The sequence below is a fragment of the Bradyrhizobium sp. B039 genome (assembly GCF_038965675.1).
GTDB lineage: Bacteria > Pseudomonadota > Alphaproteobacteria > Rhizobiales > Xanthobacteraceae > Bradyrhizobium > Bradyrhizobium diazoefficiens.
This window is the reverse complement of record NZ_CP152416.1, coordinates 3,057,123-3,081,229: the sequence shown is the minus strand read 5'-3', so window position 1 is coordinate 3,081,229 and position 24,107 is coordinate 3,057,123. Positions and strand designations below refer to the sequence as shown.

The 24,107-nt window shown below is 65.2% G+C and carries 19 protein-coding genes; 15 read left to right on the top strand and 4 right to left on the bottom strand.

Annotated features, from left to right (window positions below; genetic code table 11):
* Positions 1–56: 56 nt before the first annotated feature.
* The gene (locus AAFG50_RS14420; protein WP_011085905.1) at positions 57–731 is read right to left on the bottom strand and encodes a response regulator transcription factor; all 675 of its coding nucleotides are present in this window, start codon (positions 729–731) and stop codon (positions 57–59) included.
* A 229-nt stretch (positions 732–960) separates the two neighbouring features.
* Positions 961–1,116, bottom strand: a complete 156-nt coding sequence (locus AAFG50_RS14415) for a hypothetical protein (protein WP_165448146.1) — start codon at positions 1,114–1,116, stop codon at positions 961–963.
* Positions 1,117–1,351: 235 nt separating this feature from the next.
* Here AAFG50_RS14415 and AAFG50_RS14410 point away from each other — a divergent pair, with 235 nt between their 5' ends.
* The 7 genes from AAFG50_RS14410 to AAFG50_RS14380 all read left to right on the top strand — a co-directional run bounded on the left by AAFG50_RS14410 (position 1,352) and on the right by AAFG50_RS14380 (position 7,576).
* Positions 1,352–2,335: a Ku protein gene (locus AAFG50_RS14410; protein ID WP_028172240.1), complete on the top strand. Its 984-nt coding sequence runs from the start codon at positions 1,352–1,354 to the stop codon at positions 2,333–2,335.
* Between the two features lie 58 nt (positions 2,336–2,393).
* The gene (locus tag AAFG50_RS14405) at positions 2,394–2,630 is read left to right on the top strand and encodes a hypothetical protein (protein ID WP_028172241.1); all 237 of its coding nucleotides are present in this window, start codon (positions 2,394–2,396) and stop codon (positions 2,628–2,630) included.
* Positions 2,631–2,812: 182 nt separating this feature from the next.
* The gene (locus AAFG50_RS14400; RefSeq protein ID WP_249793073.1) at positions 2,813–3,016 is read left to right on the top strand and encodes a hypothetical protein; all 204 of its coding nucleotides are present in this window, start codon (positions 2,813–2,815) and stop codon (positions 3,014–3,016) included.
* 190 nt (positions 3,017–3,206) lie between these two features.
* Positions 3,207–3,371: a Flp family type IVb pilin gene (locus AAFG50_RS14395; protein WP_011085902.1), complete on the top strand. Its 165-nt coding sequence runs from the start codon at positions 3,207–3,209 to the stop codon at positions 3,369–3,371.
* A gap of 154 nt (positions 3,372–3,525) precedes the next feature.
* Positions 3,526–5,067 (top strand): thymidine phosphorylase family protein, encoded by a 1,542-nt coding sequence (locus AAFG50_RS14390; RefSeq protein ID WP_028172243.1) that lies wholly within the window; start codon positions 3,526–3,528, stop codon positions 5,065–5,067.
* 2 nt (positions 5,068–5,069) lie between these two features.
* Entirely contained in the window at positions 5,070–5,984 is a 915-nt protein-coding gene (locus tag AAFG50_RS14385; RefSeq protein ID WP_038965715.1) for a ribose-phosphate pyrophosphokinase, read from the top strand.
* Positions 5,981–7,576 carry an MBL fold metallo-hydrolase gene (locus tag AAFG50_RS14380; protein ID WP_028172244.1) on the top strand — a complete coding sequence of 532 codons (1,596 nt, stop codon included), beginning with the start codon at positions 5,981–5,983 and terminating at the stop codon, positions 7,574–7,576. Before AAFG50_RS14385 ends, AAFG50_RS14380 begins: the two co-directional genes overlap by 4 nt.
* Positions 7,577–7,610: 34 nt before the next feature.
* On the opposite strand, the gene AAFG50_RS14375 is transcribed toward AAFG50_RS14380, so the two are convergent.
* Complete coding sequence (locus AAFG50_RS14375) at positions 7,611–8,579, bottom strand: phosphatase PAP2 family protein (RefSeq protein ID WP_049832421.1); 969 nt, start codon at positions 8,577–8,579, stop codon at positions 7,611–7,613.
* A 243-nt stretch (positions 8,580–8,822) separates the two neighbouring features.
* Between AAFG50_RS14375 and AAFG50_RS14370 the strand changes: the two genes are divergently transcribed.
* From AAFG50_RS14370 to AAFG50_RS14360, 3 genes are all read left to right on the top strand, one after another.
* Positions 8,823–10,385 (top strand): hypothetical protein, encoded by a 1,563-nt coding sequence (locus AAFG50_RS14370; RefSeq protein ID WP_049832422.1) that lies wholly within the window; start codon positions 8,823–8,825, stop codon positions 10,383–10,385.
* 181 nt (positions 10,386–10,566) lie between these two features.
* Positions 10,567–11,565 (top strand): glycosyltransferase family 2 protein, encoded by a 999-nt coding sequence (locus AAFG50_RS14365; protein ID WP_028172246.1) that lies wholly within the window; start codon positions 10,567–10,569, stop codon positions 11,563–11,565.
* 8 nt (positions 11,566–11,573) lie between these two features.
* Positions 11,574–12,257 carry a class I SAM-dependent methyltransferase gene (locus tag AAFG50_RS14360; RefSeq protein WP_028172247.1) on the top strand — a complete coding sequence of 228 codons (684 nt, stop codon included), beginning with the start codon at positions 11,574–11,576 and terminating at the stop codon, positions 12,255–12,257.
* A gap of 1 nt (position 12,258) precedes the next feature.
* On the opposite strand, the gene AAFG50_RS14355 is transcribed toward AAFG50_RS14360, so the two are convergent.
* Positions 12,259–13,704 (bottom strand): hypothetical protein, encoded by a 1,446-nt coding sequence (locus AAFG50_RS14355; protein WP_028172248.1) that lies wholly within the window; start codon positions 13,702–13,704, stop codon positions 12,259–12,261.
* A 336-nt stretch (positions 13,705–14,040) separates the two neighbouring features.
* Here AAFG50_RS14355 and AAFG50_RS14350 point away from each other — a divergent pair, with 336 nt between their 5' ends.
* From AAFG50_RS14350 to AAFG50_RS14330, 5 genes are all read left to right on the top strand, one after another.
* Complete coding sequence (locus AAFG50_RS14350) at positions 14,041–16,794, top strand: calcium-binding protein (protein WP_028172249.1); 2,754 nt, start codon at positions 14,041–14,043, stop codon at positions 16,792–16,794.
* A 234-nt stretch (positions 16,795–17,028) separates the two neighbouring features.
* Complete coding sequence (locus AAFG50_RS14345; protein ID WP_028172250.1) at positions 17,029–17,424, top strand: hypothetical protein; 396 nt, start codon at positions 17,029–17,031, stop codon at positions 17,422–17,424.
* A gap of 178 nt (positions 17,425–17,602) precedes the next feature.
* Positions 17,603–19,237 (top strand): thiamine pyrophosphate-requiring protein, encoded by a 1,635-nt coding sequence (locus tag AAFG50_RS14340; protein ID WP_028172251.1) that lies wholly within the window; start codon positions 17,603–17,605, stop codon positions 19,235–19,237.
* 106 nt (positions 19,238–19,343) lie between these two features.
* The gene (locus tag AAFG50_RS14335) at positions 19,344–22,382 is read left to right on the top strand and encodes a GAF domain-containing protein (RefSeq protein WP_039184107.1); all 3,039 of its coding nucleotides are present in this window, start codon (positions 19,344–19,346) and stop codon (positions 22,380–22,382) included.
* A gap of 79 nt (positions 22,383–22,461) precedes the next feature.
* Complete coding sequence (locus AAFG50_RS14330) at positions 22,462–24,105, top strand: alpha/beta-hydrolase family protein (RefSeq protein WP_074077125.1); 1,644 nt, start codon at positions 22,462–22,464, stop codon at positions 24,103–24,105.
* Positions 24,106–24,107 lie beyond the last annotated feature (2 nt).

Below are 24,107 nucleotides of genomic sequence, written 5' to 3'. Positions count from 1 at the left end.
GACGTCATAACCGGACCAAGGCCCCCTGTTCGGCCTCCCGTCAAGCCCGCAACGCCTCAGGCGCCCGGAGCGGGCGGCGGGGTCAGGAGATAGCCGAGGCCGCGGACGGTCTGGATGATGTCGACGTCGAGCTTCTTGCGAATGCGGCCGACGAAGACCTCGATGGTGTTGGAGTCGCGGTCGAAGTCCTGGTCGTAGAGATGCTCGACCAGCTCGGTGCGGGAGACCACGCGTCCGGAATGGTGCATCAGGTAGGCCAGAAGCCGATATTCGTGCGAGGTCATCTTGACGGGATTGCCGGAGACGCTGACCCGGCCGGTCCTGGTGTCGAGCGTGACCGGGCCGCAGCTGAGTTCGCTCTGGGCATGTCCGGTGGAGCGGCGCAGCAGCGCGCGGATGCGCGCCAGCACCTCCTCGAGATGGAACGGCTTTGCGACATAGTCGTCGGCGCCGGCATCGAAGCCCTGGACCTTGTCGCTCCAACGGTCGCGCGCGGTGAGGATCAGGACCGGCATGGTGCGGCCGTTGCGGCGCCAGGCCTCCAGCACCGAGATGCCGTCCTTCTTCGGCAGGCCGATGTCGAGTACGACGGCATCGTACGGCTCGTTGTCGCCGAGATAGTGCCCCTCCTCCCCGTCGAAGGCGCGGTCGACGACATAGCCGGCGTCCGTCAGCGCCTTGGTGAGCTGGCGATTGAGATCGGGGTCGTCCTCAACAACGAGCAGGCGCACGCTTCTCTCCAAAGATAGGCCGCATGAACAACAGCCTCAGATGAGCAATTCCGGCGTGAACTGAATATGAACGCGGGGAACCGGCCGCGTTACTTTTTGGTCATATACGCCCTGTCACGCGCCGACGCGACTGCGCCCGCCAGGCTGCCGGACGAGCCGGCGGCATGGCGGGCGCAATGTGCCGCGTTACGCGGCGAGTCGGAAGGCCCGTGACGTTCGGATCCGGCTGTCAGGTCCGGAAGAATACGAACCAGATGACGGCGAGGATCAGGATCGCGAGCCCGGTCGAGATGGCGAGCAGCGCGGCCACCGACGGCCCGGGTTCGCCTTGGCGCGCCTCGGTTGCAGTTTCGACGATCTGATGCTGGTCTCGCGTGGTTGCCATGATGCCCTCAATCTCTGCGTGTCGCCTCCGATGACCGCGACCGCCTCACGGCCCTGTGTCCTGAGGCAACGCCCGATCCGATACGATGTTCCGGCTTTTGCCGCGGGCTCGGGCAGCAACCGGACGCGGGGCGGCTGGTTAACGCAGTTGCAAGATTCCGCACCGCGCCGTGTTTGATTCGGTGTTCCCCGATGGTATCCTCATAAGTCTGTCCCCGTTGCGTTTGGAGTAGCCCATGGCCCCCCGCGCCAATTGGAAGGGTTTTTTGCGTTTGTCGCTCGTGACCTGCCCGGTCGCGCTCTATCCGGCCACTTCGGATACCGAGAAGGTCTCCTTCAACCAGATCAACCGCAAGACCGGCCACCGGATCAAGTACCTCAAGGTCGACGCCGAGACCGGTGACGAGGTGACCTCCGAGGACATCGTCAAGGGCTACAAGGTCGACACCGACACCTATATCGAGGTCACCAAGGACGAGCTCGACGAGATCGCGCTCGACTCGACGCACACGATCGAGATCGACGAATTCGTGCCGAAGGCCGACATCGACAATCGCTATCTGATCCGCCCCTATTATCTCGTGCCGGACGGCAAGGTCGGCCACGACGCCTTTGCGGTGATCCGCGAGACCATCCGCAGCATGGACAAGGTCGCGATCGGCCGCGTGGTGCTGACCAACCGCGAGCACATCATCGCACTGGAGCCGCTCGAGAGCGGCCTGATGGGCACGCTGCTGCGCTACCCCTACGAGGTCCGCAGCGAGAAGGAATATTTCGACGACATCCAGGACGTCAAGCTGACGAAGGACATGCTCGACCTTGCAAAACACATCGTCGAAAAGAAGTCGGGAGCGTTCGAGCCCGAGCTGTTCGAGGACCATTACGAGGCCGCGCTGATCGATCTCATCAACAAGAAGCGCTCGGGCGCCCCGATCGCGGCCAAGGCGGCGCCGAAGACGGGCGGCAACGTCATCAACCTGATGGACGCTCTGAAGAAGAGCCTCGCGAGCGAGAAGGACGCAGCTCCAGTGGCGAAGGTCGTCAAGGAGACCGTCAAGGGCAAGAAGCCGAAGAAGCGCGTCGAAGGCCAGCGCGAGATGCTGCTGCCGATCGCCGGCAAGGGCGGCAAGGAAGCTGCGGCGAAAACGGCCCCCAAGGAAGCCTCGAAGAAGGCCGACAAGCCGGTGCGCGCGCCGGCGCGGGCGAAGAAGGCCGGTTAGCGGCACGCCGCTTACGATCGCGCCGTGATGTCTCCCCTCGCCCGTCGGCCGGCCTGACATGCCCTGGTCGGCGGCGTTCGACGATCCGATCTCGCTGCGCAACGGGCGCAAGCTGCGGACGCTGCAACAGGCGGCCGATCACATCATGCAGCTGCCCGAGGACGCGCAGCACGCGAGCCACTGGCAGACCGCGATCGAGACCCTGATCCACGCGGCCGAGACGGGCGGCGGCTGGACGATGTTCGCCCGCATCGCGATGTTGCGGGCGCTGAACGCGGACGTCAGTCGCAAGTAAGCCCCACCTGGCGCGGTGGCGCTTGCAGCATTCGCCCTCCCTCGCCCCGCCGAGACATAGCCTCAACAATCGGTTAAGCGGCGCCATCGCCTTCGGCGCCCTCCGGCGAGGCAGCAAGTAATCCTACGGAAGACAAAATTAACCCTCGATTCCCATTGCGCACCACAAGGTCGCGCGGTCGATTGAACCAGGGTTTGCACGCGGTGCAGCAGCAGGACGCCAGAAAGAACTACATCGGCCTCGTGAACGACACGAGCGAGGACAAGCGCCTTGCAGACAGCGCGGCGCGGTCACAGCCGCGCGTCATGAGCTATCTGGTCGGACGCCTCGCAGCGGCGCTGAGACGCCCCGGCAAGGCCCCCCCTGGACGCGCGATCAAGTCCTGAAAGCAACGACGCCGTCAAATCCACCCGAGTTGGGTGACGAAACCTTAAGTCAATGAATGCCAGCATATAAGGCCTGAGGTCGGGACCGCCCCGCCAGCACTTTGACGCGCGCCCTGCGAAATTTAGTGAATCAATTTACCATTCCGAAAACGGCGCCAGCCTACGTTGGACGGATGAACGGGAGTTGACGATGGCATTGCTCAAGTCCTTTCTTGCCGATGAAAGTGCAGCCACCGCTATCGAGTATTGCCTGATTGCCGCCGGCATCGCGCTCGTGATCGTCACGGTCGTGAACAACACGGGCAGCGCGCTCCTGAACAACAAGTTCAACTCGATCGACGCGGCCACGAAATAGGCCGCATGCCCCGGCCCGAAGTCATCTTCTGACATCGGCGAGACCGTGCCGGCACGCAAGGCCTGCCGGCGTGGCAGACCATGATCTGGGTCAACAGCACCAAGGCGGCGACGGCTAAGCATGGAGGCCGAGCTTCCTCCCTGCCGGCCCGTCCATGCACCCAGACCTCCCCCACTCCCAACTGAAGATCCGCCGCGTTCGCCTCGATACCGGCCGCGAGAACGTCGTCGTCATCTCCAGGCAATCGAAGGCGCTGCGCGCAGAGATCTTCCGCGGCTTCAGCCGCGTCGAGCTCCGTCTCAACGGCAAGGTGCTGCTGGCGACGCTGCTGATCACTGACGACGACACTTTGGCCGCCCAGGACGAGATCGGCCTCTCCGAGCCCGCATTCCGCCGTTTCGCCGAACCGGTCGGCACGCTGGTCGCGGTGACGCCCGCCACGCCACCGGAGAGCCTTGAAGCGGTGCGTGCGAAGATCCGCGGGCGAACCTTGAGCCAGGCGGAGATCGGCGCGATCATCAACGACCTCGCGCATTATCGCTACTCCGACATGGAGATCGCCGCCTTCCTGATCGGTTCGGCGAGCTTCATCACCAGCGACGAGCTCCTGGCCCTCACCGGGGCGATGGCCCAGGCCGGCACTCAACTGGTGTGGCCGGACCCTGTGGTCGTCGACAAGCACTGCATCGGCGGCATTCCCGGCAATCGCACCTCGATGGTGGTGGTGCCGATCGTCGCCGCGCACGGCCTGCCGATCCCCAAGACCTCCTCGCGCGCCATCACCTCGCCCGCCGGCACCGCCGACACGATGGAGGTTCTGGCGCGGGTGAATGTCGGTGTCGAGGAGATGAAGGCGATCGTCTCGTCCTGTAACGGCTGCCTGATCTGGGGCGGCCACGTGAACCTGTCGCCTGCCGACGACGTCCTGATCTCGGTCGAGCGACCGCTGAGCCTCGACACTCGCGAGCAGATGGTCGCCTCCATCATGTCCAAGAAGATCGCGGCGGGCTCGACGCATCTGCTGATCGACATTCCGGTCGGGCCGACCGCGAAGGTCATTGGCGCCGTCGAGGCGATGCGGCTGCGAAAGCTGTTCGAATTCGTCGGCGACCGGTTCGGCCGCACGGTCGAAGTGATCACGACCGACGGCCGCCAGCCGATCGGCAACGGCATCGGGCCGGTGCTCGAGGCCAACGACGTGATGGCGGTGCTCGGTAACGATAAGGATGCCCCGCGCGACCTGCGCGAGAAATCACTGCGGCTCGCCGCCCATCTCTTGGAATACGATCCGAAGCTGCGCGGCGGCGCGGGCTACGCACGGGCGCGCGAATTGCTCGACAGCGGCGCGGCGCTGAAGCAGATGCAGAAGATCATCGACGCCCAGGGCCCGTCGACATGCAGCACCGAACTGGGATCGCTCAGCTTCGACATCAAGGCGGCGCATGACGGCACGGTGTCCGCGATCGACTGTCTGCGGTTGAACCGGCTCGCCCGCACCGCCGGCGCGCCGCTCGACAAGGGCGCCGGCATCCGCCTGTTCAAGAAGATCGGCGACCACGTCGAGCAGGGCGAGCCGCTCTACCGCGTCTACGCCTTCGATCAGCCGGAGCATGATCTCGCAGCCTCCGCCGCAGCGGCAGGGAACGGCTACGCCGTCGATGGTCACGACGCGCTCCCGGGCAAGACGGCGTCGTGAGCATGATCGCGTTCCAGACCCTGCCGTTCGGCACCGAGGCGGCGAAGCGTCTCGCGGCGCGGCTTGGGCTTGCCTCCGACGAGATGACCCTGCACCGCTTCCCGGACGGCGAGCTGCGCGTCACGGTCGCGCCCGCAGCCGACACCACCATCCTCTATGCCGCGCTCGATCAACCCAACGACAAGCTGATCGCCCTGCTGTTCGCCGCAGAGGCGCTGCGTCGCGGCGGCGCAAAGCGGCTGGTCCTGGTCGCGCCCTATCTGTGCTACATGCGGCAGGACATTGCGTTTCATGCGGGCGAGGCCATCAGCCAGCGCGCCATGGGCACTCTGCTTGCGACGATCGTCGACCGCGTCGTCACCGTGGATGCGCACCTGCACCGCACCCCCGACATCGCCGCCGTGTTTCCCGGCATCGAGGCCGAGAACCTGTCCGCGATGCCCGCGATTGCGAACGCGCTTGTCGCGGCCGGCATCGATCCCGCGACCGTCGTGATCGGCCCCGACGCCGAATCCGAGCCCTGGGTGAGAGACCTCGCGGGACGGCTGGACTTGCAGCACACGGTCGCGCGAAAGCTCCGGCGCGGCGATCGCTCCGTTGAGATCGATTTTGCCGACGCCGCCCTGCTCGCGGGACGGCCGGCGCTGATGGTCGACGACATCGTCTCCTCCGGGACGACGCTGATGGTCGCGGCGAAAACATTGCGAGCGATGGGCGCAAGCGCTGTCGATTCGGTCGTGACGCACGCGTTGTTTCCACCCGCGATGAGCGCGGCATTCGCCGACGCAGGCATCCGCTCCATTCGCTCGAGCGACAGCGTGCCACATCCGACCAACGCGATCGCGCTCGACGAAATTCTGGCCGCGGCTCTCAAGCGCGAGCTCAACACGATACTTCCGCCGGAGACAACGACATGAGCGTGACTGTTCGATTCTGCGGCGCCGCCCGCACCGTGACCGGCTCGAGCTACCTGTTCCAGACCGCGGCCGGGCGCTTCCTGGTCGACTGCGGCCTGTTCCAGGGACAGAAGACGCTCAAGGCACTCAATTACGGCGCCTTTCCCTTCCGCCCCGCCGACATCCAGGCGGTGCTGCTCACGCACGCCCATATCGACCACAGCGGGCTGCTGCCGAAACTCGTGCGCGAGGGTTTTGACGGACCGATCCTGGCGACGCGCGGCACCATCGACCTCTGCTCCTGGATGCTGCCGGACGCCGGCAGCATCCAGGAGTCCGAAGTCACGCAGCTCAACCGGCGCAACGCGGCACGCGGTCGGAACGAGGTCGAACCGATCTACACGCAGGCCGATGCGATCACCTCGCTGCAATCGTTCCGCCCGGTCGACTATGAGCGCTGGACCGACGTGATCCCCGGCGTTCGCTCGCGCTACTGGAACGCCGGCCACCTGCTTGGCTCCGCCTCGATCGAGCTGGAATTCGGCCAGGACGGCCGGGAACGCCCGTTGCGCGTCCTGCTCTCGGGCGACGTCGGGCCGGAAGCTAAACTGCTCCAGCCCGATCCCGAGGCGCCGGTGGACCTCGACTACGTCATCTGCGAATCCACCTATGGCGACCGCGTGCGCCCCGTCACCACGCCTGAGCAGCGCCGGCAGCATCTCGCAAGCGAGATCCGCGATGCCGCCGCGGCCAAGGGCGCCCTGCTCATCCCCGCCTTCGCGGTCGAGCGGACCCAGGAGCTGATCGTCGACATCGTCCACCTGATGGAGCGCGGCGAAGTTCCGGCAGCGCCGATCTTTCTGGATTCGCCGCTGGCGATCCATGCCACCGAAGTCTTCCGCGAGCATGCCGCGAGCCTCGATCCCGGCGTCGACGTCGACCGCCTGCTCAACTCGCCGCATCTCAAATTCACCGAGACGGTTGCCGAGAGCAAGGCGATCATGCGCCTGACCGGCTTTCACATCATCATCGCCGCCAGCGGAATGTGCGACGCGGGCCGCATCCGCCATCACCTCAAGCGCTGGCTGTGGAACGAGCGCGCGACTGTGCTCCTCTCCGGCTTCCAGGCGCACGGCACGCTCGGCCGCTTCCTCCAGGACGGCGCCAAGGCCGTGCGGATCCAGGGCGACGAGATCAGGGTCGCTGCGCGCATCCGGATGATCGACGAATATTCCGGACATGCCGACGCCGCCGGCATCGCCGGCTGGATCGCGGCGCGCCGCCCGATCGCCCGCGGCCTGTTCCTCACCCACGGCGAGCAGGATGCAATCGCCGGGCTTGCCGAACGACTGGGCGAACGTATTGTCCCGGCCGCAAAGATCTATCAGCCGGTGCTCGACGACATCTACGAGCTCGAGGCGCCCGAGCCGCGCGTGCTCGACGTCGACCATCGCCGCCGGCTGGCGCCCGAGGCCGTCACGCATCTCGACTGGCACAACGAAATGTCGGAGCTGATGCTCGACATCAGCGACAAGGTCGCAGCCGCCGCCGACGACCGCGCCCGCGGCGTCATCATCCGCAGGCTGCGGCGCGCGCTGCAGGAGAATGAGTAGAGCGACGCGGAATGTCGCCCTTGTCGGAAAGGGGCTAAAACGCGCGCGAATACAACGCGCGAGCCGTTTCCATTCGTCCGCTCGCGGTGAGGGCACGTTGCATTGTGACCCAGCTCAGGAGTGCGATCGCCAGACCCGCGGCCACATCGGAAAAGTAATGGCTTCCGTCCACCGGCGTGGCCGCAATCATCGCAACATTGAGCAGCACGGCGATCCAACCCACATATCTGACTGGCCAAAGCGCCAACAGGAAGAGAAGTCCAAGCGCGGCGTGCAAGCTCGGAAAGCTGATGATCCCTTCGGCGCCTTCCGCGACCAGATGGCGAAAGGTCCCGTCCCGCAATCCAAAGAATACGGGAAGCGGCAGATCTCGCGTCATCGGCACGATGGCAGGAGAATCGACTGCTGACAGATGCAGATGGCCCCAAACACCCTGCGCCGGCATAAAAGCGGAAACGCCGATGGTCAGAAGCGTCGTCAGAACGAAGCTCAGCATGAAGATGCGCAATCGCAGGGCATGGCCCGCCGCGGCCAATACGAGGACGACGGCCGTCGTTTGCACGGCAAAGCTCGCATACGCACCCGCCAGGATCCTATGCAGAAGCGGTGCCGCATTCATCGCCGCAAGCCACGCCATCCAGTCAAAGCCAAGCCGCTGGTCCAGTACGGCGAACTCGCTGTCCCATAGCGGAAATGCCGCGCTTGCCGCGACGTATGACAGCGGAGCTCCCACCGCCGCGAATGCGACGACCTGGGCGGCGCTGACCAGCGCGTCGGCGAGAGCCGCGTCCCTTCTGATGGTCGCATAGAACCAGCTCATCAATACGAGCAGGCCGGCAACGAGGGCGGGTTTCCAGAATGAAAGCCATTCCATCTGAAACGGCCCAAGCGTCGACGCGATCAACACAGCGCCGGCCGAGGCCCCGATCGCGATCCAGACGACACGATCGGCACGCTTCAATTGGACAAGGTGGATATCTGGCAGACTCAGCCTGTCTGGCATGGGGGCATCCGATCGCCGGCCTGGTCACCACGGCCCTGTCGCCACGCTAGCGAGGCAAAATTGAGCCTGCGTTAACGCAGCAACACGAACACGGCGGAATTTCCTTTTCATTAGTGCTGTGCCGACGGCAACGGCACCCTACTGCCGCGTGACGTTTGATCTTTACGATGTTCGCGTTATGGCGTTGTGTCGTGCAATTGCACCTTTGCAGAGCGTAGGCTCGAACTCCGGCAGCCCGATCACATGGCTTCTTCCGACAGGCCGACCTTGACGATCCGGGCTCGTCTTGGCTCGGACCGATCGGTGACGATCACCGTTCTTGCAATGCTCGCCGCCGTCTCGTTTCTTCCGGTGCTGCTGACCCCTATTCCCGCGATGGTCGATTATCCCAATCACCTCGCCCGCATGTACATTTTGAGCCAGAGCGGCACTCCCAACGCCAATCCGCATTACGAGGTGGCCTGGGCGTTCTATCCCAACCTTGGAATGGACCTGCTGGTCCCGCAGATGGCGCGGCTGATGAGCGTCGAGAGCGCCACACGGCTGTTCCTGCTCCTCAGCCAATTGTTGATCGTAGGGGGCGCGCTTCTGCTCGAATGGGCCCGCAAGGGACGTGTTCATCTCGCCGGCTTTGCGGCGCTCGCTTTCCTCTACTGTCTGCCGTTCAGCTGGGGCTTCATCAATTTCGAGTTCGGACTGGGCCTCGCCCTCTGCGGCATCGCCGTCTATCTGATGCTGGCAGAAGGCCGATGGCCAGCGCGCTTCGCCGTCAACGCGATCTTCGTCGCTGCGCTGTATGCGGCGCATTTCTTCTCCCTCGGCATCTACGGCGCGACGCTGGGCCTTTTCGAGCTCTGGCGCATCCGCCACCAGGGAATATCGTACCGGGCCGCGGCCGCGCGGCTTGGTGCGCTGGCCATACCGGCGCTCGTCCTGTTCGCCATCATGCATATGACTGCAGGCTCGATCGGAAGCGAAGGCACGAGCTGGTTCCTCGGATTCAAGCCGATCTGGCCGCTACGCATCATGAGCGGCTACAGCTTGACGGTATCGGCAATGACCGGACTGGCGCTGATGATCTCGCTGCTTTTCGCCGCAAGACGCGGCGTTCTCAAGCTCGAGCCGGCCGGAATCTGGCTCGCGATCGGCTTTGCGGTCTTGTACCTGGTCATTCCCTCGAAGCTGTTCGGAACCTCGTTTGTGGACCTCCGCGTGATTCCCGCCGCGGCCCTGATCCTGCCGGCCTTCTGCTCGCTGTCGCTGCCCAGCCGTGCCTGGAGAATGGCTGCGCTCGCTGTGATCAGCGGAATTACCCTGATCAATCTCGCCGTGGTCCTCGCGGTGTGGCTACCTTACCGCGCCGACTATGCTGCTATCGTCGCGTCGTTCCACAAGATCGATCGCGGCTCACGCGTCCTCGTCGGCAGCACGGGCGACGTTGGAGACCCGCCCTTCGCCGACCTCACGTCCTATCCAATGTTCTATGCGCCGACGCTGGCCGTGCACTATGCCAACGCCTTCGTGCCCAATTTATTCACGGAAGCGGGCAAGCAGCCGGTGCGGGCACGCGAGGCCGTGCGCCGTCTTGCCATTCCCTATGGAGGGCCGGTGCCGTCGGGCCTGCTAGCGGCGATTGCGACAGGCCGCCCGCCGGCGGACGCTCCGCCGTTCGTCCGGACCTGGTACCAGGATTTCGACTATCTCTATTTGCTTGGACCGCACGCCCCCAACCCGCTGCCGGATCTGCTGGACGATCTGGACGCTTCGGAACGATTTGTCCTCTACAAGATCCGCCGCAGGTCGTAGCGCGACGCCGCCGCTGCACGGTGTGGTTAACGGGACATCACCACCGGCTCCCGCCGGCCCCCAGCCGCCCGCGGGCGTCCGCATCGCCCGGGAGCCCTAGATCCTTAACAGTTGCGGCAAGGCCACCTTAACCACCCACGGATTAGGCTTCCGCCCCTGCAACCGAGTTGGACCCTCTCGCATGGCGGCCAGTTTCAAATCGATCCGCTACAGCCTCGTCATCCCCGTGTTCAACGAGGAAGCCGTGCTGCCGATCCTGCTGCGCCGGCTCGACCTGGTCTTGTCCCGGCTCGACGGGCCCGCAGAAGCGATCTTCGTCGACGACGGCAGCAGCGATTCCAGCTCTATCGTGCTGCGGGCGCTCGCCACGCGCGACCCGCGCTTCCGCTATATCGGCTTGTCGCGAAATTTCGGTCATCAGGTCGCCATCACCGCCGGCATGGACGCCGCGCAAGGTGAAGCGATCATCGTCATGGATGCCGATTTGCAGGATCCTCCCGAAGTGATCGAGCAATTGATCGCAAAATGGAAGGAAGGCAACGACATCGTCCACGCCCGCCGCCTGTCGCGCGACGGCGAAAGCCGATTCAAGCGTGCGACCGCACATCTCTTCTACCGGCTTCTCGGCAGGATGTCCTCTGTCGGCATCCCCGCCGATGTCGGCGACTTCCGCCTGATCGACCGCAAGGTGCTTGACGCACTTCGGCAGATGCCGGAGCAGGACCGCTTCGTCCGCGGCATGATCGCCTGGCTCGGCTTCCGGCAGGCCGAGGTCACCTTCCATCGTCTCGAGCGCGCGGCGGGCGAAACCAAATACCCGCTGTTCAAGATGGTGCGGCTCGCGATGAACGCCGCGCTTGGCTTTTCGGATCTGCCCTTGCGGCTTGCCATCTGGTGCGGATTGACGGTCTCCGGACTCGCACTCCTCTACGGCGGCTGGGTGATCCTGTTGTGGCTCAGCAAGGATAGTCATCTCGTGACCGGCTGGTCCTCGACGATCGTCGTCGTGTCCCTGCTGTGCGGAATCAACATGCTGATGACGGGCATCGTGGGGCTTTATGTCGGCCGCATCCATGCCGAGGTGAAACGCCGCCCGCTCTACGTGGTGCAGACGCGCGCCGGCTTCGATCGCAGCGAGGCGCCGGCCGCGGCACCCGCGATCCACGCCGTCAACGAGTGACCCGGCGCATGACCGAGCTCTTCGACGGCTATCACGACAACTACCGTGACGTGGTCCAATCATCGATCGACTTTTCGGGCTTGCCGCATCATTTCTTCATGCGCGCCAAGGCCGATCTCCTGCGCGATCTGATCGCGGAGCGGCTCGACGCAGAGCGGCCCGAAATGCTGGACGTCGGGTGCGGCGTCGGCAGCCTTCATCCCCTGCTGCACGGCATGGTCGGCCGCTTGAGCGGTATCGACGTGTCTTCGGCCAGCCTGGCGCAGGCTCGCGCCGACAACCGCGGGGTCGACTACCGTGAGTTCGACGGCCGCAGCTTTCCTTTCGACGACGCCAGCTTCGATCTGGTCACGGCCGTCTGCGTGATGCACCATGTCGTGCCGGCCGAATGGGCGCAGTTCATCGCCGAGATGCGGCGAGTGACGCGCCCCGGCGGGCTCGTCTGCGTGATCGAGCACAATCCGTACAACCCGCTGACACGCCTTGCCGTTGCGCGCTGCGAGTTCGACCGGGATGCCGTCTTGCTCAGCGCCGGCACGACCCGAAAGTTGATGGCTGCGGACGGTCTACGCGAGATCGGCTCGCGCCATTTCCTGCTGCTCCCTTGGGACACCAAACCGGCGCGGCGCCTGGAAGGTGCCCTGAGCGGCGTGTCGCTCGGAGGCCAATACGCGGCCTTCGGGACCGCTTGACTTATCTCAGCGGCGCATCTCGCCGCTTGTGCACGACCGCCACATCGTCGCTGTAGACGCGCTGCCACTGAGGCAGCCGGTCGAGCATCGCGACCGCCGGCGTCCGCGGTGCGAGCAGCGTGGCGCCGATCTTGTATTCATCGAGCAACTTGAGAAAATCTCCGAGGTCGACCAGCGCTACGGCGCGATTGTAGCGGTCGATGAACGGTCCCCCGTACAGTTCGCCGCGACCATCGATAAAGGTGGGAATGCCGGCGAAGATCAAATAGCCGCCGAAGGAATAGTCGTTGAGCACGGGCCCCGCCTTGGCGAGGTCGGCCTGAGCGATGGCAGCCTGAGGTGTGATGATCGGAGCCGGCCGGATGTCATGCGCCAGGGCCGCCGCGCTCACCGCGATCAACCCGGCGAACGCGGCCAGAGTCAGGCCGCGCGACGAGCCGGCCGCATCGTCGCCGGTCGGTCCGCCGAACTTCCGACCCAGCGGAGCCGCGAGGTAAAGCGGCGCCAGCATGGCCAGCAGATCCGCATTGCGTATCTGCGCCAAAGCGAAATGGAGCAGGCCGATCACCACCAGGGCCCGCACGAGCGGCAGCGTCACGCCGCGCGAGAGCGCAAAGATGCCGGCCAGCAGCAGCAGCTCGAAGCCGCCGATGCGGCTGAAATCCTGCGGCCGCCATTCCGAGATCCAGGCGAGCGCGGGGCCGAGGCCGAGTGTCGTCAGCGGCATCAGCAGCGGTTCCGGCCCGTAGGGCGTCAGGCAAGACGCAGCGAGCGCGAGCGCCGCGAATGGCAGCCATCGCAACAGCACGTGCGACCATCCGCTTCGCCCCTCACGCAGCAGCGCCTCGAGCACCGCCGGGCCGATCAGCCCAAGCGCCAGCACCACGCTGCCGTGCAGATTGGCCCACAGAACCAGCAGCGGCAGGGCCCAGTAGGGCGGAGGCCCCCCACGATCCATACAGCGCACCAGGGCAGCCGCCCAAGTCACCATCACCGGCAGCACGAGGACGTGTGGCCGCGCCAGCATATGCGGCGCCGACAGGATGACGGCCGCGATCACCATGAGCAGCGTCAGGGTTGGCGAGAGCTCGCGCAGCAGGAAGAACGTCAGCAGGCCAAAGGCGAGCGCGATCGCCGCAGCGGCGACGACGACGACGCCCGGCCAGCCGGACAGCGCATAGACTCCGGCGTAGACCATCTCCGAGAGCCATTCGAAGGTGATCCAGGGCGCGCCGTGCTTCGAAAAGGAGAAAGGGTCGCTCGCCGGCAGGGCGCCATGCGCCATGATCCAGCGCCCGACCTCGATGTGAGAATAGCTGTCGGGATCATTGAGCAGCCGCTGTCCGAGGATCAGCACCGTGGCATAGACGCCAAGGCTCACCAGCCAGGGGAGCGCCGCACGCGCCGAAAACGGTTGAACCTCGCTGTGCACGACCTGCTCACTCATGGCGAGCGCAACTTAAGGCCCAAGCGTTAAATTCTTCTTTGGTGCTCACCGCGCTGGTCCAGCGCAGGGCGGGCTGGTTACGGTTTGTGAACCATGTTCTTGACGCTGGGCGGACGCATCCTACCGGCCGCGAAGATCCATCAGCCGGTAATGCGGCGGCTCTCCGGAAAATCAAGCTGTTCTCAAGACAAACAAAAGCCCTCCCGAAGGATTCCACCAAGCTGGAACTTGCATCTCGGCCTACAGCCGTCGTCCGTTCACCCCGGTGGCATCGCAAAACGCGTCATGATCCTGCCATACGGTTCGTTCCGACGATGACGCGAGCGAGAAGCGCACATGGCTGTCACAGCAAACTTTTCCGCCGGAATTCTCACCACCTTTGGCAACGGCCAGAACAACACAATCGCGTTGGGCCGCAATGCGGCCGGAACGATCGTTGTCAACGGCGGCGCGGTCGCGATCAAAGGCGGACCCGCGACGGTCGCCAACACCAAGTTGATACAGGCCTTCGGCCAAGACGGCAACGACACCATCACGATCGACGAGAGCAACGGCGCGATGCTTGCGGCGAATCTGTTCGGTGGCGCCGGCAACGATACGCTGACCGGCGGGTCCGGCGGCGACATGCTGTTCGGGCAGTCCGGCAACGACACGCTGCTCGGCAAAGGCGGCAACGATCTGTTGTTCGGTGGCGCCGGCAATGACGTGCTGATCGGCGGCGACGGCAACGACCAGATGTTCGGTGAGGCCGGCAACGACCGCATGATCTGGAATCCCGGCGACGACAGCGACCTGATGGAAGGCGGCGAAGGCATCGACACCGCCGAGGTGAACGGCGGCAACGGCAGCGAGACCTTCTCCATCACGGCCAACGGCACGCGCGTGCGCTTCGACCGCGTCGACCCGGCGCCGTTCTCGCTGGACATCGGCACCACCGAAAACCTCGTGGTCCATGCCGGTGGCGGCGACGACACCATCACCGCCAGCGGCAACCTCGCCGCGCTCATCACGCTGACGCTCGACGGCGGCGCCGGCAATGACACGATCCTCGGCGGCAACGGTGCCGACTACCTGCTGGGCGGCGACGGCAACGATTTCATCGACGGCAACCAGGGCAACGACACCGCCATGCTCGGCGCCGGCAACGATACCTTCCAGTGGGACCCGGGCGACGGCAGCGACAAGGTCGAAGGACAGGCCGGAGCCGACACCCTGTTGTTCAATGGCTCGAACATCGGCGAGAACATCGTTGTTTCCGCTGGAAATGACGGACGCACGCTGCTGACCCGCGATGTCGGCAACATCACGATGGACCTGAACGGCATCGAGACCGTCACGATCAATGCGCGCGGCGGCAGCGACAACATCGTTGTCAACAATCTCGCGGGAACCGATGTCAAACAGGTCAATGTCGATCTCGGATCGACCGGGACCGGGGACGGCGCGGCCGATACGGTGACGCTCGACGGCACGAGCGCAGCCGATACGATCCAGGTGTCCGGCTCGGGCACGTCAATTTCGGTCACAGGATTGCCCGCCGCTCTCGCCATTACCAACGCGGAAGGCGCAAACGACGCGCTCGTCATCGACGGCCTCGGCGGCAACGACACGATCTCGGCGGCGACGCTTGCCGCGGGGGTCGTGCACCTGACGATCGACGGCGGCGCCGGCAACGATACGATCGTTGGCAGCGCCGGCGACGACACGCTGATCGGCGGCGACGGCAATGATTCCGTCGTCGGCGGCCGCGGCAACGACCTCGTGCAGCTCGGCGCCGGCCGCGACGTGTTCCAGTGGAATCCGGGCGATGGCAGCGACACCATCGAAGGCGGCGCCGGTGTCGACACGCTGCAGTTCTCCGGTGCCAACGTCGCCGAGAACCTCATCATAACGGCGAACGGCGATCACGCCCTGCTCACGCGCGACGTCGGCAACATCACGATGGACCTGCACGGGGTCGAGCACGTCGATATCCACGCGCTGGGCGGCGCCGACCATATCGTGGTGGGCGACCTGACCGGGACGGATGTGACGCGGGTGAACATCGACCTCGGCGGATCGGCCGGAACGCCGGACGGCGCCATCGACACCGTCACGGTCGATGCGACCCAGGGTGCCGACACGTTCGGCGTCGCAGGCAATGCCGGCGGCGTGACGGTCTTCGGCCTCCACGCGGCCACCAACCTGGCCTCCATGGACGCAACCGATCAACTGACACTCAATGGCCTCGGCGGCGGCGACGTGATCGATGCGAGCGGGCTTGCGGCCGGCGTGCTGCAACTCACGATCAACGGCGGACTTGGCAACGACACCATCCGTGGCAGTCAGGGCGACGACTTGATCAATGGCGGCGACGGAAACGACGTCGCGCTGATGGGTGCGGGCAACGACACCTTCGTCTGGAATCCAGGCGACGACAACGACACGATCGAGGGCCAGGGCGGCACCGACACGCTGCTGTTCAACGGCGCCAACATCGCCGAAACCATCAACATCTTCGCGAATGGAGGGCGTGCCGAGCTCACGCGGGACGTCGCCTCGATCACGATGGACACGCACGGCGTCGAGACGATCGCGTTCAATGCCCGCGGCGGCGCCGACACGATCAATGTCGGCGACATGAGCGGCACCGACGTGACGGAGGTCAAGATCGATCTGGGCGGCGTTCCCGGCACCCCTGGCGGCGACGGCGCGGCCGACAAGATCGTGATCAACGGCACGGGCGGGGACGACGTCATCTCGCTTTCGCTCAACAGCAATGGCGCGCTGGTGATTGACGGTCTCGCAAGCCAGATCGTGATCGAGAACTTCGACTTCAACGACACCATCACCATCAACGGCCTCGGCGGCGACGACGTGATCGAGGCGTCGGGCGTCGGCCCCGGCGGGCCGCACCTCGTTTTCGACGGCGGCGCCGGCGACGACCTGCTCCTCGGCAGCGCGGGCAACGATACGCTGCTTGGCGGGCTCGGCGACGACGTGCTGATCGGCGGCGGCGGCGTCGACGTGCTGGACGGAGGGCCCGGCGACAACGTCGTGATTCAGTCGTTGCTCGCCCATGCGAGCATCCACTCGGGGACGCTGATCTGAGGCCGACGATCGCGGTCGCCCGGCGATCGTGTGTTTTGCCTGTCGGGCGCAGCCCGGATGGCGCGGAAGGCAATCGCGGGCCCGCGAATCGATGCGGTCGTGTCCCGGATTGGGCCGCTCACCATCTGGGCTACGGCGCTTTGACGGCCATGTGAGTCCTGATACTCTGCACGCCGTCGTGGCTCGGCGGGCCATGCCATCGATCGTTGAACCAGAGCTGCCGAGAGGATGCGGATGAGAAGCGTGACGCTCTTGGCTCTCGGCCTCATGCTTGTCGGCGCATGGTCGTACGACAGCGCGAGAGGCCAGACTTCGCTCGCGCCGCCGGTTTCGCTTGCTCCACCCAAGGAATCGCCGCCGCGGGCGAGCGCCAAGAATTCCCCGGCAGCGTCCGACAGGGTGTCGTCGACACCAGCGACTGGCGGCCTTCCACAATCGCCGAATCCTGCCGCTGACTATGACGGCTTTAGCGCCGTCGACGACAATGACACTCCGGAGCAGGCGACGCGCCCCATGACGTCGCGCGCAGCAAAGGGCTCCAAGCCCAATCCGGATACGGCGCAGCAATCGATCGATCAAGAAGATGAGGCGTTAAAACGTAAGCTGACGATCTGCAAAAGCTGCAAGTAGAGGCCACGGCACCGAAGCGCTGATGCAATGGCCTTGCGGGTCCGTGCGGCTGGACGCCGGCGCTGCATACCTGACCTACCGCCTCCTTCGCAGTCCCGCGCTTTACCCTTCCCCAAATTCCTGATCCTCTCTCCCTCAATCGGCCGGAGCAACCGGCCTCGCCAGGGAGAGAGACGCCATGAAGCTCGGCACCGCCATTGCGGAAATCATGAGGCGCGAGGGCATCGAGATCCTCTGCGGCTATCCGGTCAACCACCTGATCGAGCATGCGGCGAAGGCCGAGATCCGTCCCGTGATGGTGCGGCAGGAGCGCGTCGGGATCCACATGGCGGACGCGATCTCGCGGGTGACGTCGGGACGCACGATCGGCGCGTTCTGCATGCAGCATGGGCCGGGCGCGGAAAATGCAATGGGCGGAGTCGCGCAGTGCTTTGGCGAATCCGTGCCCGTGCTGGTGCTGCCGATGGGCTATCCGCGCCGGCTGGCGCACGTCGAGCCGAACTTCAATTCGAGCGAGGCGATGAAGCCGTTCGCGAAGTCCTCGGAGCCGATCATCCTCGCGGCGGAAGTCGCCAACATCTTCCGCCGCGCCTTCACGAAGCTCAAGAACGGCCGCGGCGGGCCCGTCATCGTCGAAATCCCCTCCGACATGTGGAACGAGGAGGTCCCGGAGCCGCTGAACTACACGCCGGTGCTGCGCACCCGCTACGGCGCCGATCCCGTGCATGTGAAGGGAGCGGCCGCCCTGCTCGTCAACGCCAAACGGCCGGTGATCTATGCCGGCCAGGGCGTGCACTATGCGCAGGCGTGGCCGCAACTGAAACAGCTCGCCGAGCGGCTCGCCATTCCCGTAACCACCAGCTTGGGAGGCAAGTCGTCGTTTCCGGAGACACATCCGCTCTCGCTCGGCTCCGGCGGTCTTGCGGTGCCGCGCGCGGTTCCGAAGTTCCTCAGCGAGGCCGACGTCATCTTCGGCATCGGCTGCTCCTTCACCGAGACCAGTTTTGGCGTCGCGATGCCGAAGGGCAAGACCATCATCCATTCCACGCTCGATCCGAACCATCTCAACAAGGATGTCGAGGCGAAGATCGGCCTCGTCGGCGATGCCGGCCTCGTGCTCGATGCGCTGCTGGAGGAGATCGGCAAGACCGTCACGAAGGATCGCGATGCCTCGGCCGTCGCGGCGGAGATCGCCGCCTCTCACAGGGAGTGGTTGGCAAAGTGGATGCCGAAACTCACCAGCAACGACGCGCCGCTGAGCCCCTATCGCGTGCTGTGGGACCTTCAGCACACCGTCGACATCAGCAACACCATCATCACGCATGATGCCGGCAGCCCGCGCGACCAGCTCTCGCCGTTCTGGAAGGCCGTGGAGCCCCTCTCCTATCTCGGCTGGGGCAAGACGACGCAGCTCGGCTACGGCCTTGGCCTCGCGATGGGCGCCAAGCTCGCAAAGCCCGACAAGCTCTGCATCAATGTCTGGGGCGATGCCGCGATCGGTTTCACCGGCATGGATTTCGAGACCGCTGTGCGCGAGCGCATCCCGATCATGTCGATCCTGCTCAACAATTTCTCCATGGCGATCGAGTTGAAGGTGATGCCGGTCTCGACCGAGAAATATCGCTCGACCGACATTTCCGGCGACTATGCCGCGATGGCGCGCGCCTTCGGCGGCTATGGCGAGCGCGTGACCAGACCAGAGGACATCATCCCGGCGATCCAGCGCGGCATCCAGAAGACAAAGGAAGGCGTGCCGGTGCTGCTGGAGTTCATCACCAGCAAGGAGACCGAGGTGTCGCGGCCGGGCACGTGAGGCAGCCCGGTCTCAGCGGCAGGGCCGCGGGCGCTGGCTCCGGCCGCAGGAGATGTGATAATCCGGCCGGGTGCGGCGCCCGTCGCGGCACCAGGCCGGATTGCGAATGACCACCCCTTCCAACGATGTCGCCAGGATCGACGAGCTCAAACGGCAATTGCAGTCGGCCGCGGCCGAGAATGCGCGGTTGCGCGATCGGGAAAGCGCCAGCGCCGAGATCTTGCGTACCATTGCGGCATCTCCCTCGGATGCCCGGCCGGTGTTCGCCGCGATCGCGTCCAGCTCGAAGCGCCTGCTCGGCGGTTTTTCGGCGACCGTGCTCCAGTTTATCGGCGACGAGCTGCATCTCGTGGCGTTCACGCCGACCAGCCCGGACGCGGACGAAGGGTTGAAGGCATCGTTCCCGCGCCGGATCGAGGATTTTCCGACCTTTGCCCTCGTTCGCGGCGGCGAGACGATCCAGTTTCCCGACAGCGAGGCCGAGCACGTCCCGGAGCTGAACCGCAATCTGGCGCGGCTGCGCGGCTTCCGCAGCGTGCTCTTCATGCCGCTGATGAACCGGGGCGCGGCGGTCGGCATGATCAGTGTCACACGCGCTGAGCCCGGCGCGTTCGCGCCCGATCTCGTACAGCTACTCCAGACCTTCGCCGACCAGGCCGTGATCGCGATCGAGAATGCGCGGCTGTTCAACGAGACGAAGGAAACGCTGGAGCGCCAGACCGCGACCGCCGACATCTTGAAGGTGATGGCCGGCTCGCCCTCGGACGTGCAGCCGGTGTTCGACGCCATCGCCGCCAACGCCAACCGGCTGATCGGCGGCTTCTCCACGGCGGTGCTGCGCTATCTCGACGGCGCCGCGCACCTTGCGGCGTTCACGCCGACCGATCCGGCCGGCGATCTCGTGCTCCAATCCTCGTTCCCGGTGCCGTTCGCACGGTTTCCGCCCTACCCGCTTGTGGCCAATGGTGCGGCGGCGCAATTGCCCGACACCGAGCTCGAGCCGGCCGCACGCGACATCGCGCGCGCCCGCGGCTACCGCAGCATGCTGTTCGCACCCCTGATGAGCGAGGGCGAGGCGATCGGCGTCATCATCGCCACGCGCCGGGAGACCGGCGCGTTCGGCGAGCACCATGTCAGGCTGCTCCAGACCTTCGCCGACCAGGCCGTGATCGCGATCGATAACGCGCGGCTGTTCAACGAGGTGCAGCAGCGCACGAATGAGCTCACCGAAGCGCTCGAGCAACAGACAGCGACGGCCGAAGTCCTGAGCGTCATCTCCAGCTCGGGCGGTGACCTCGTTCCGGTCTTCGATGCGATGCTCGCCAAGGCGATGCAGCTTTGCGGCGCCAATTTCGGCGTGCTCAACACTTTTGACGGCAAGTCGTTCCACAGCGCTGCGACCTACGGCTTGCCGCCCGCCTACGACGAATACCGGCGCATGCAGCCGCTCGAGTACGGTCCGGGCACGGCGCCGGCTCGCCTGCTGCTGGGCGAGCCGTATGTCGAGATCGACAATCTCGACGATACGGCGGCCTATCGAAGCGGCGACGCCAATCGCCGGGCATTGGTCGATCTCGGCGGCGCGCGCTGCCTGCTGACCGTGCCTCTGATCAAGGACGACCGCGTCGTCGGCAATGTGATGATCTTCAGGCAGGAGCAGCGCCGATTCACCGACAAGCAGATCAGGCTGCTCCAGCAGTTCGCCGCGCAGGCCGTGATCGCCATCGAGAATACCCGGTTGCTCCGCGAATTGCGCGGGAGCACCGAGGAATTGACCGAGGCGCTGAGACACCAGACCGGCAGCGCCAACATCCTGAAGGTGATCGCGTCCTCGCCGACCGATGTCGGACCGGCTCTGAAAGCGATCGTCGAGAGCGCCTGCGAGCTCTGCGATGCCTATGACGCCGCCGTAGCGCTGAAGGACGGCGACAGCTTGCGCTTCAGCGCCCACCATGGGCCGATTCCGATCAACCTCGAGAAATGGCCGATCAATCGCAACTGGACCGCGGGCCGTGCCTTCGTCGACCGGCTCCCCGTGCATGTCGCCGATCTCAGCGAGAGCGATGAGTTCCCGGAAGGACGCGCACACGCGCTGCGCATGGGCCACCGCAGCATTCTGAGCGTGCCTCTGTTGCAGGAGAACGAGAGCATCGGCGCGATCGTGCTCCGCCGCAACGAGGTGCATCCGTTCACCGACAAGCAGGTCGCTCTGCTGCAGACCTTTGCCGACCAGGCCGTGATCGCGATCGGCAATGTGCGGCTGTTCGAGCAAGTGCAGGCCCGCACCCGGGAGCTTGCAAAATCGCTCGACGACCTGCGCGCCGCGCAGGATCGCCTGGTGCAGACCGAGAAGCTTGCTTCGCTGGGCCAGCTCACGGCCGGCATCGCGCACGAGATCAAGAACCCGCTGAACTTCGTCAACAATTTCGCGGCAGTTTCCGCGGAGCTGATGGACGAGCTGAACCGGTCGCTTGCGGACACAAAGCTCACCGACACGACCCGCGAGGAGGTCGACGAACTGTCCGGAATGCTCAAGGGCAACCTGCAGAAGATCGTGCAGCACGGAAGGCGCGCCGATTCCATCGTCAAGAACATGCTGCTGCATTCGCGCGAGGGCGGCGGCGAGCATCGGCTGAGCGACATCAACGCGCTGGTCGAGGAGAGCCTCAACCTCGCCTATCACGGCGCGCGTGCCGAGAAGCCGCTCTTCGACGTGACGCTGAAGAGCGAGCTCGACCCGGCGGCAGGTTCGGCAGAGGTGTTTCCGCAGGAGATTTCCCGGGTGCTTTTGAACCTGATCTCGAACGGCTTCTATGCGGTGACCAAGCGCCAGATGGGCAGCGGCGCCGCCGGTTACGAGCCGGTGGTGATCGCCACGACGCGCGATCGCGGCGATAGCATCGAGATCCGCATCCGCGACAACGGCACCGGCATCGCGGACGAGGTGAAGGAGAAGATGTTCAATCCGTTCTTCACGACCAAGCCGGCCGGCGAAGGTACCGGTCTCGGGCTGTCGATGAGCCACGACATCATCGTGAAGCAGCACGGCGGCACGATCGACGTCACGACAGAGCCCGGCAAGTTCACGGAATTCACGATCCTGCTGCCGCGCAAGAGCAGCTTTGCGGAGAACAACAAGGAATAGCATCACCCCGGAGGATGTCTTGAAGAGTCTCGCGTGGTTCATTCGGCGACAACTCCTCTCGCTATCAGGTATCGGCCTCATGCTGGGCGCGCTGTTCTTCGCGGCCGCGCTGACGCCGACGCTGATCCCGCGCAGCTATCTCACGCAAGGTGCCCTCGCCGGTGGCTGCTTTGCGATCGGCTATTTCGCTGGAATCCTGTGGCGCCGGCTGTGGCATTATCTCGAACTGCCCGAGCCTTCGGCGCGGGCGCGATCGATCGCGAATGCGCTGGCCGCAGCAATCTGCCTGCTCATCGTCATCGTCTTCCTGTGGCGCGCCGCCGAATGGCAGAACTCGATCCGCACTGTGATGAAGATGGCGCCGGTGGAGACCGCCCATCCGCTCAAGGTCTGCGTCATCGCCCTGATCACGTTCGCAGTGCTGCTGGTGCTGGGGCGGCTGTTCGCGGTTGTCGTCCGCTTCCTCGCTGCGCGCGCGAGGCTCGTGATTCCGCGGAAGGTCGCCAACGTCCTCGGCGTGCTGGTCGCAGGCCTGCTGTTCTGGTCGATCGCCAGCAATGTCCTGATCCGCACGGCGTTCAACGCGCTCGACTCCTCCTTCCGCGAGCTCGACGCCTTGCAAGAGCCCGAGCGGCCGCAACCGGCCGCCCCGGATCAAACAGGAAGTTCTGCGTCGCTGGTGAGGTGGACGGAGCTCGGGCGCATGGGGCGCAGATTCATTGCCTCGGGTCCGACCGCAGCGGAGATCAGCGCCGTTACGGGAGGGCCTGCGCATGAACCCGTGCGCGTCTATGTGGGCCTCGCTAGCCGCGACACGGCGCAGGCGCGCGCCAAGCTTGCGCTCGAGGAGCTCAAGCGCCAACACGGCTTCGAGCGAAAGATTCTGATCGTCATTACACCGACCGGCACCGGCTGGATCGATCCGTCCGCGATGGACACGGTCGAATATCTCCACCATGGCGACGTCGCGAGCGTCGCGATGCAATATTCCTATCTCAACAGCCCGCTGTCATTGATGTTTCAGCCCGAGTACGGCGCGGAGGCGGCCCGCGCCCTGTTCGCGGAGATCTACGGCTACTGGACGAGCTTGCCGAAGGACAAGCGGCCAAGACTGTATCTGCACGGGCTCAGCCTCGGCGCCATGAACTCGGAAAGATCCGCGGAACTGTTCGAGACGATCGGCGATCCCATTGCCGGCGCGCTGTGGAGCGGGGCGCCGTTCGAGAGCCGCATCTGGCGCTCGGTCACCACGAACCGCAATCCGGGTACGCCGGCCTGGCTACCTGAGTTCCGCGACAGCCGCTTCGTCCGCTTCATGAACCAGAACGGACCTACGGTGCCAGCAGATGCGCCCTGGGGTCCGATGCGCGTCGTCTATCTGCAATATGCCAGCGACGCGATCACCTTCTTCGACTACCGCGATGCCTATCAGGCTCCAGCCTGGATGAGCGCACCGCGTGGACCCGACGTGTCGCCCGAGCTGCGATGGTATCCGATCGTGACGATGCTGCAGCTCGCGCTCGACATGGCGGTCGCGACCAATACGCCGATGGGCTTCGGCCATGTCTACGCGCCCGAGCACTACGTCGATGCCTGGGTGGCGGTCACCGATGTCCGTGATTGGTCTGCCGACGCGCTGGCGCAGCTCAGGGAGCAGCTTGCTGCGAAAGCGCGGAAGACCGGCGCAGGCAATGCCGACGATGATCCCGATCGCGGCGGCTAGCC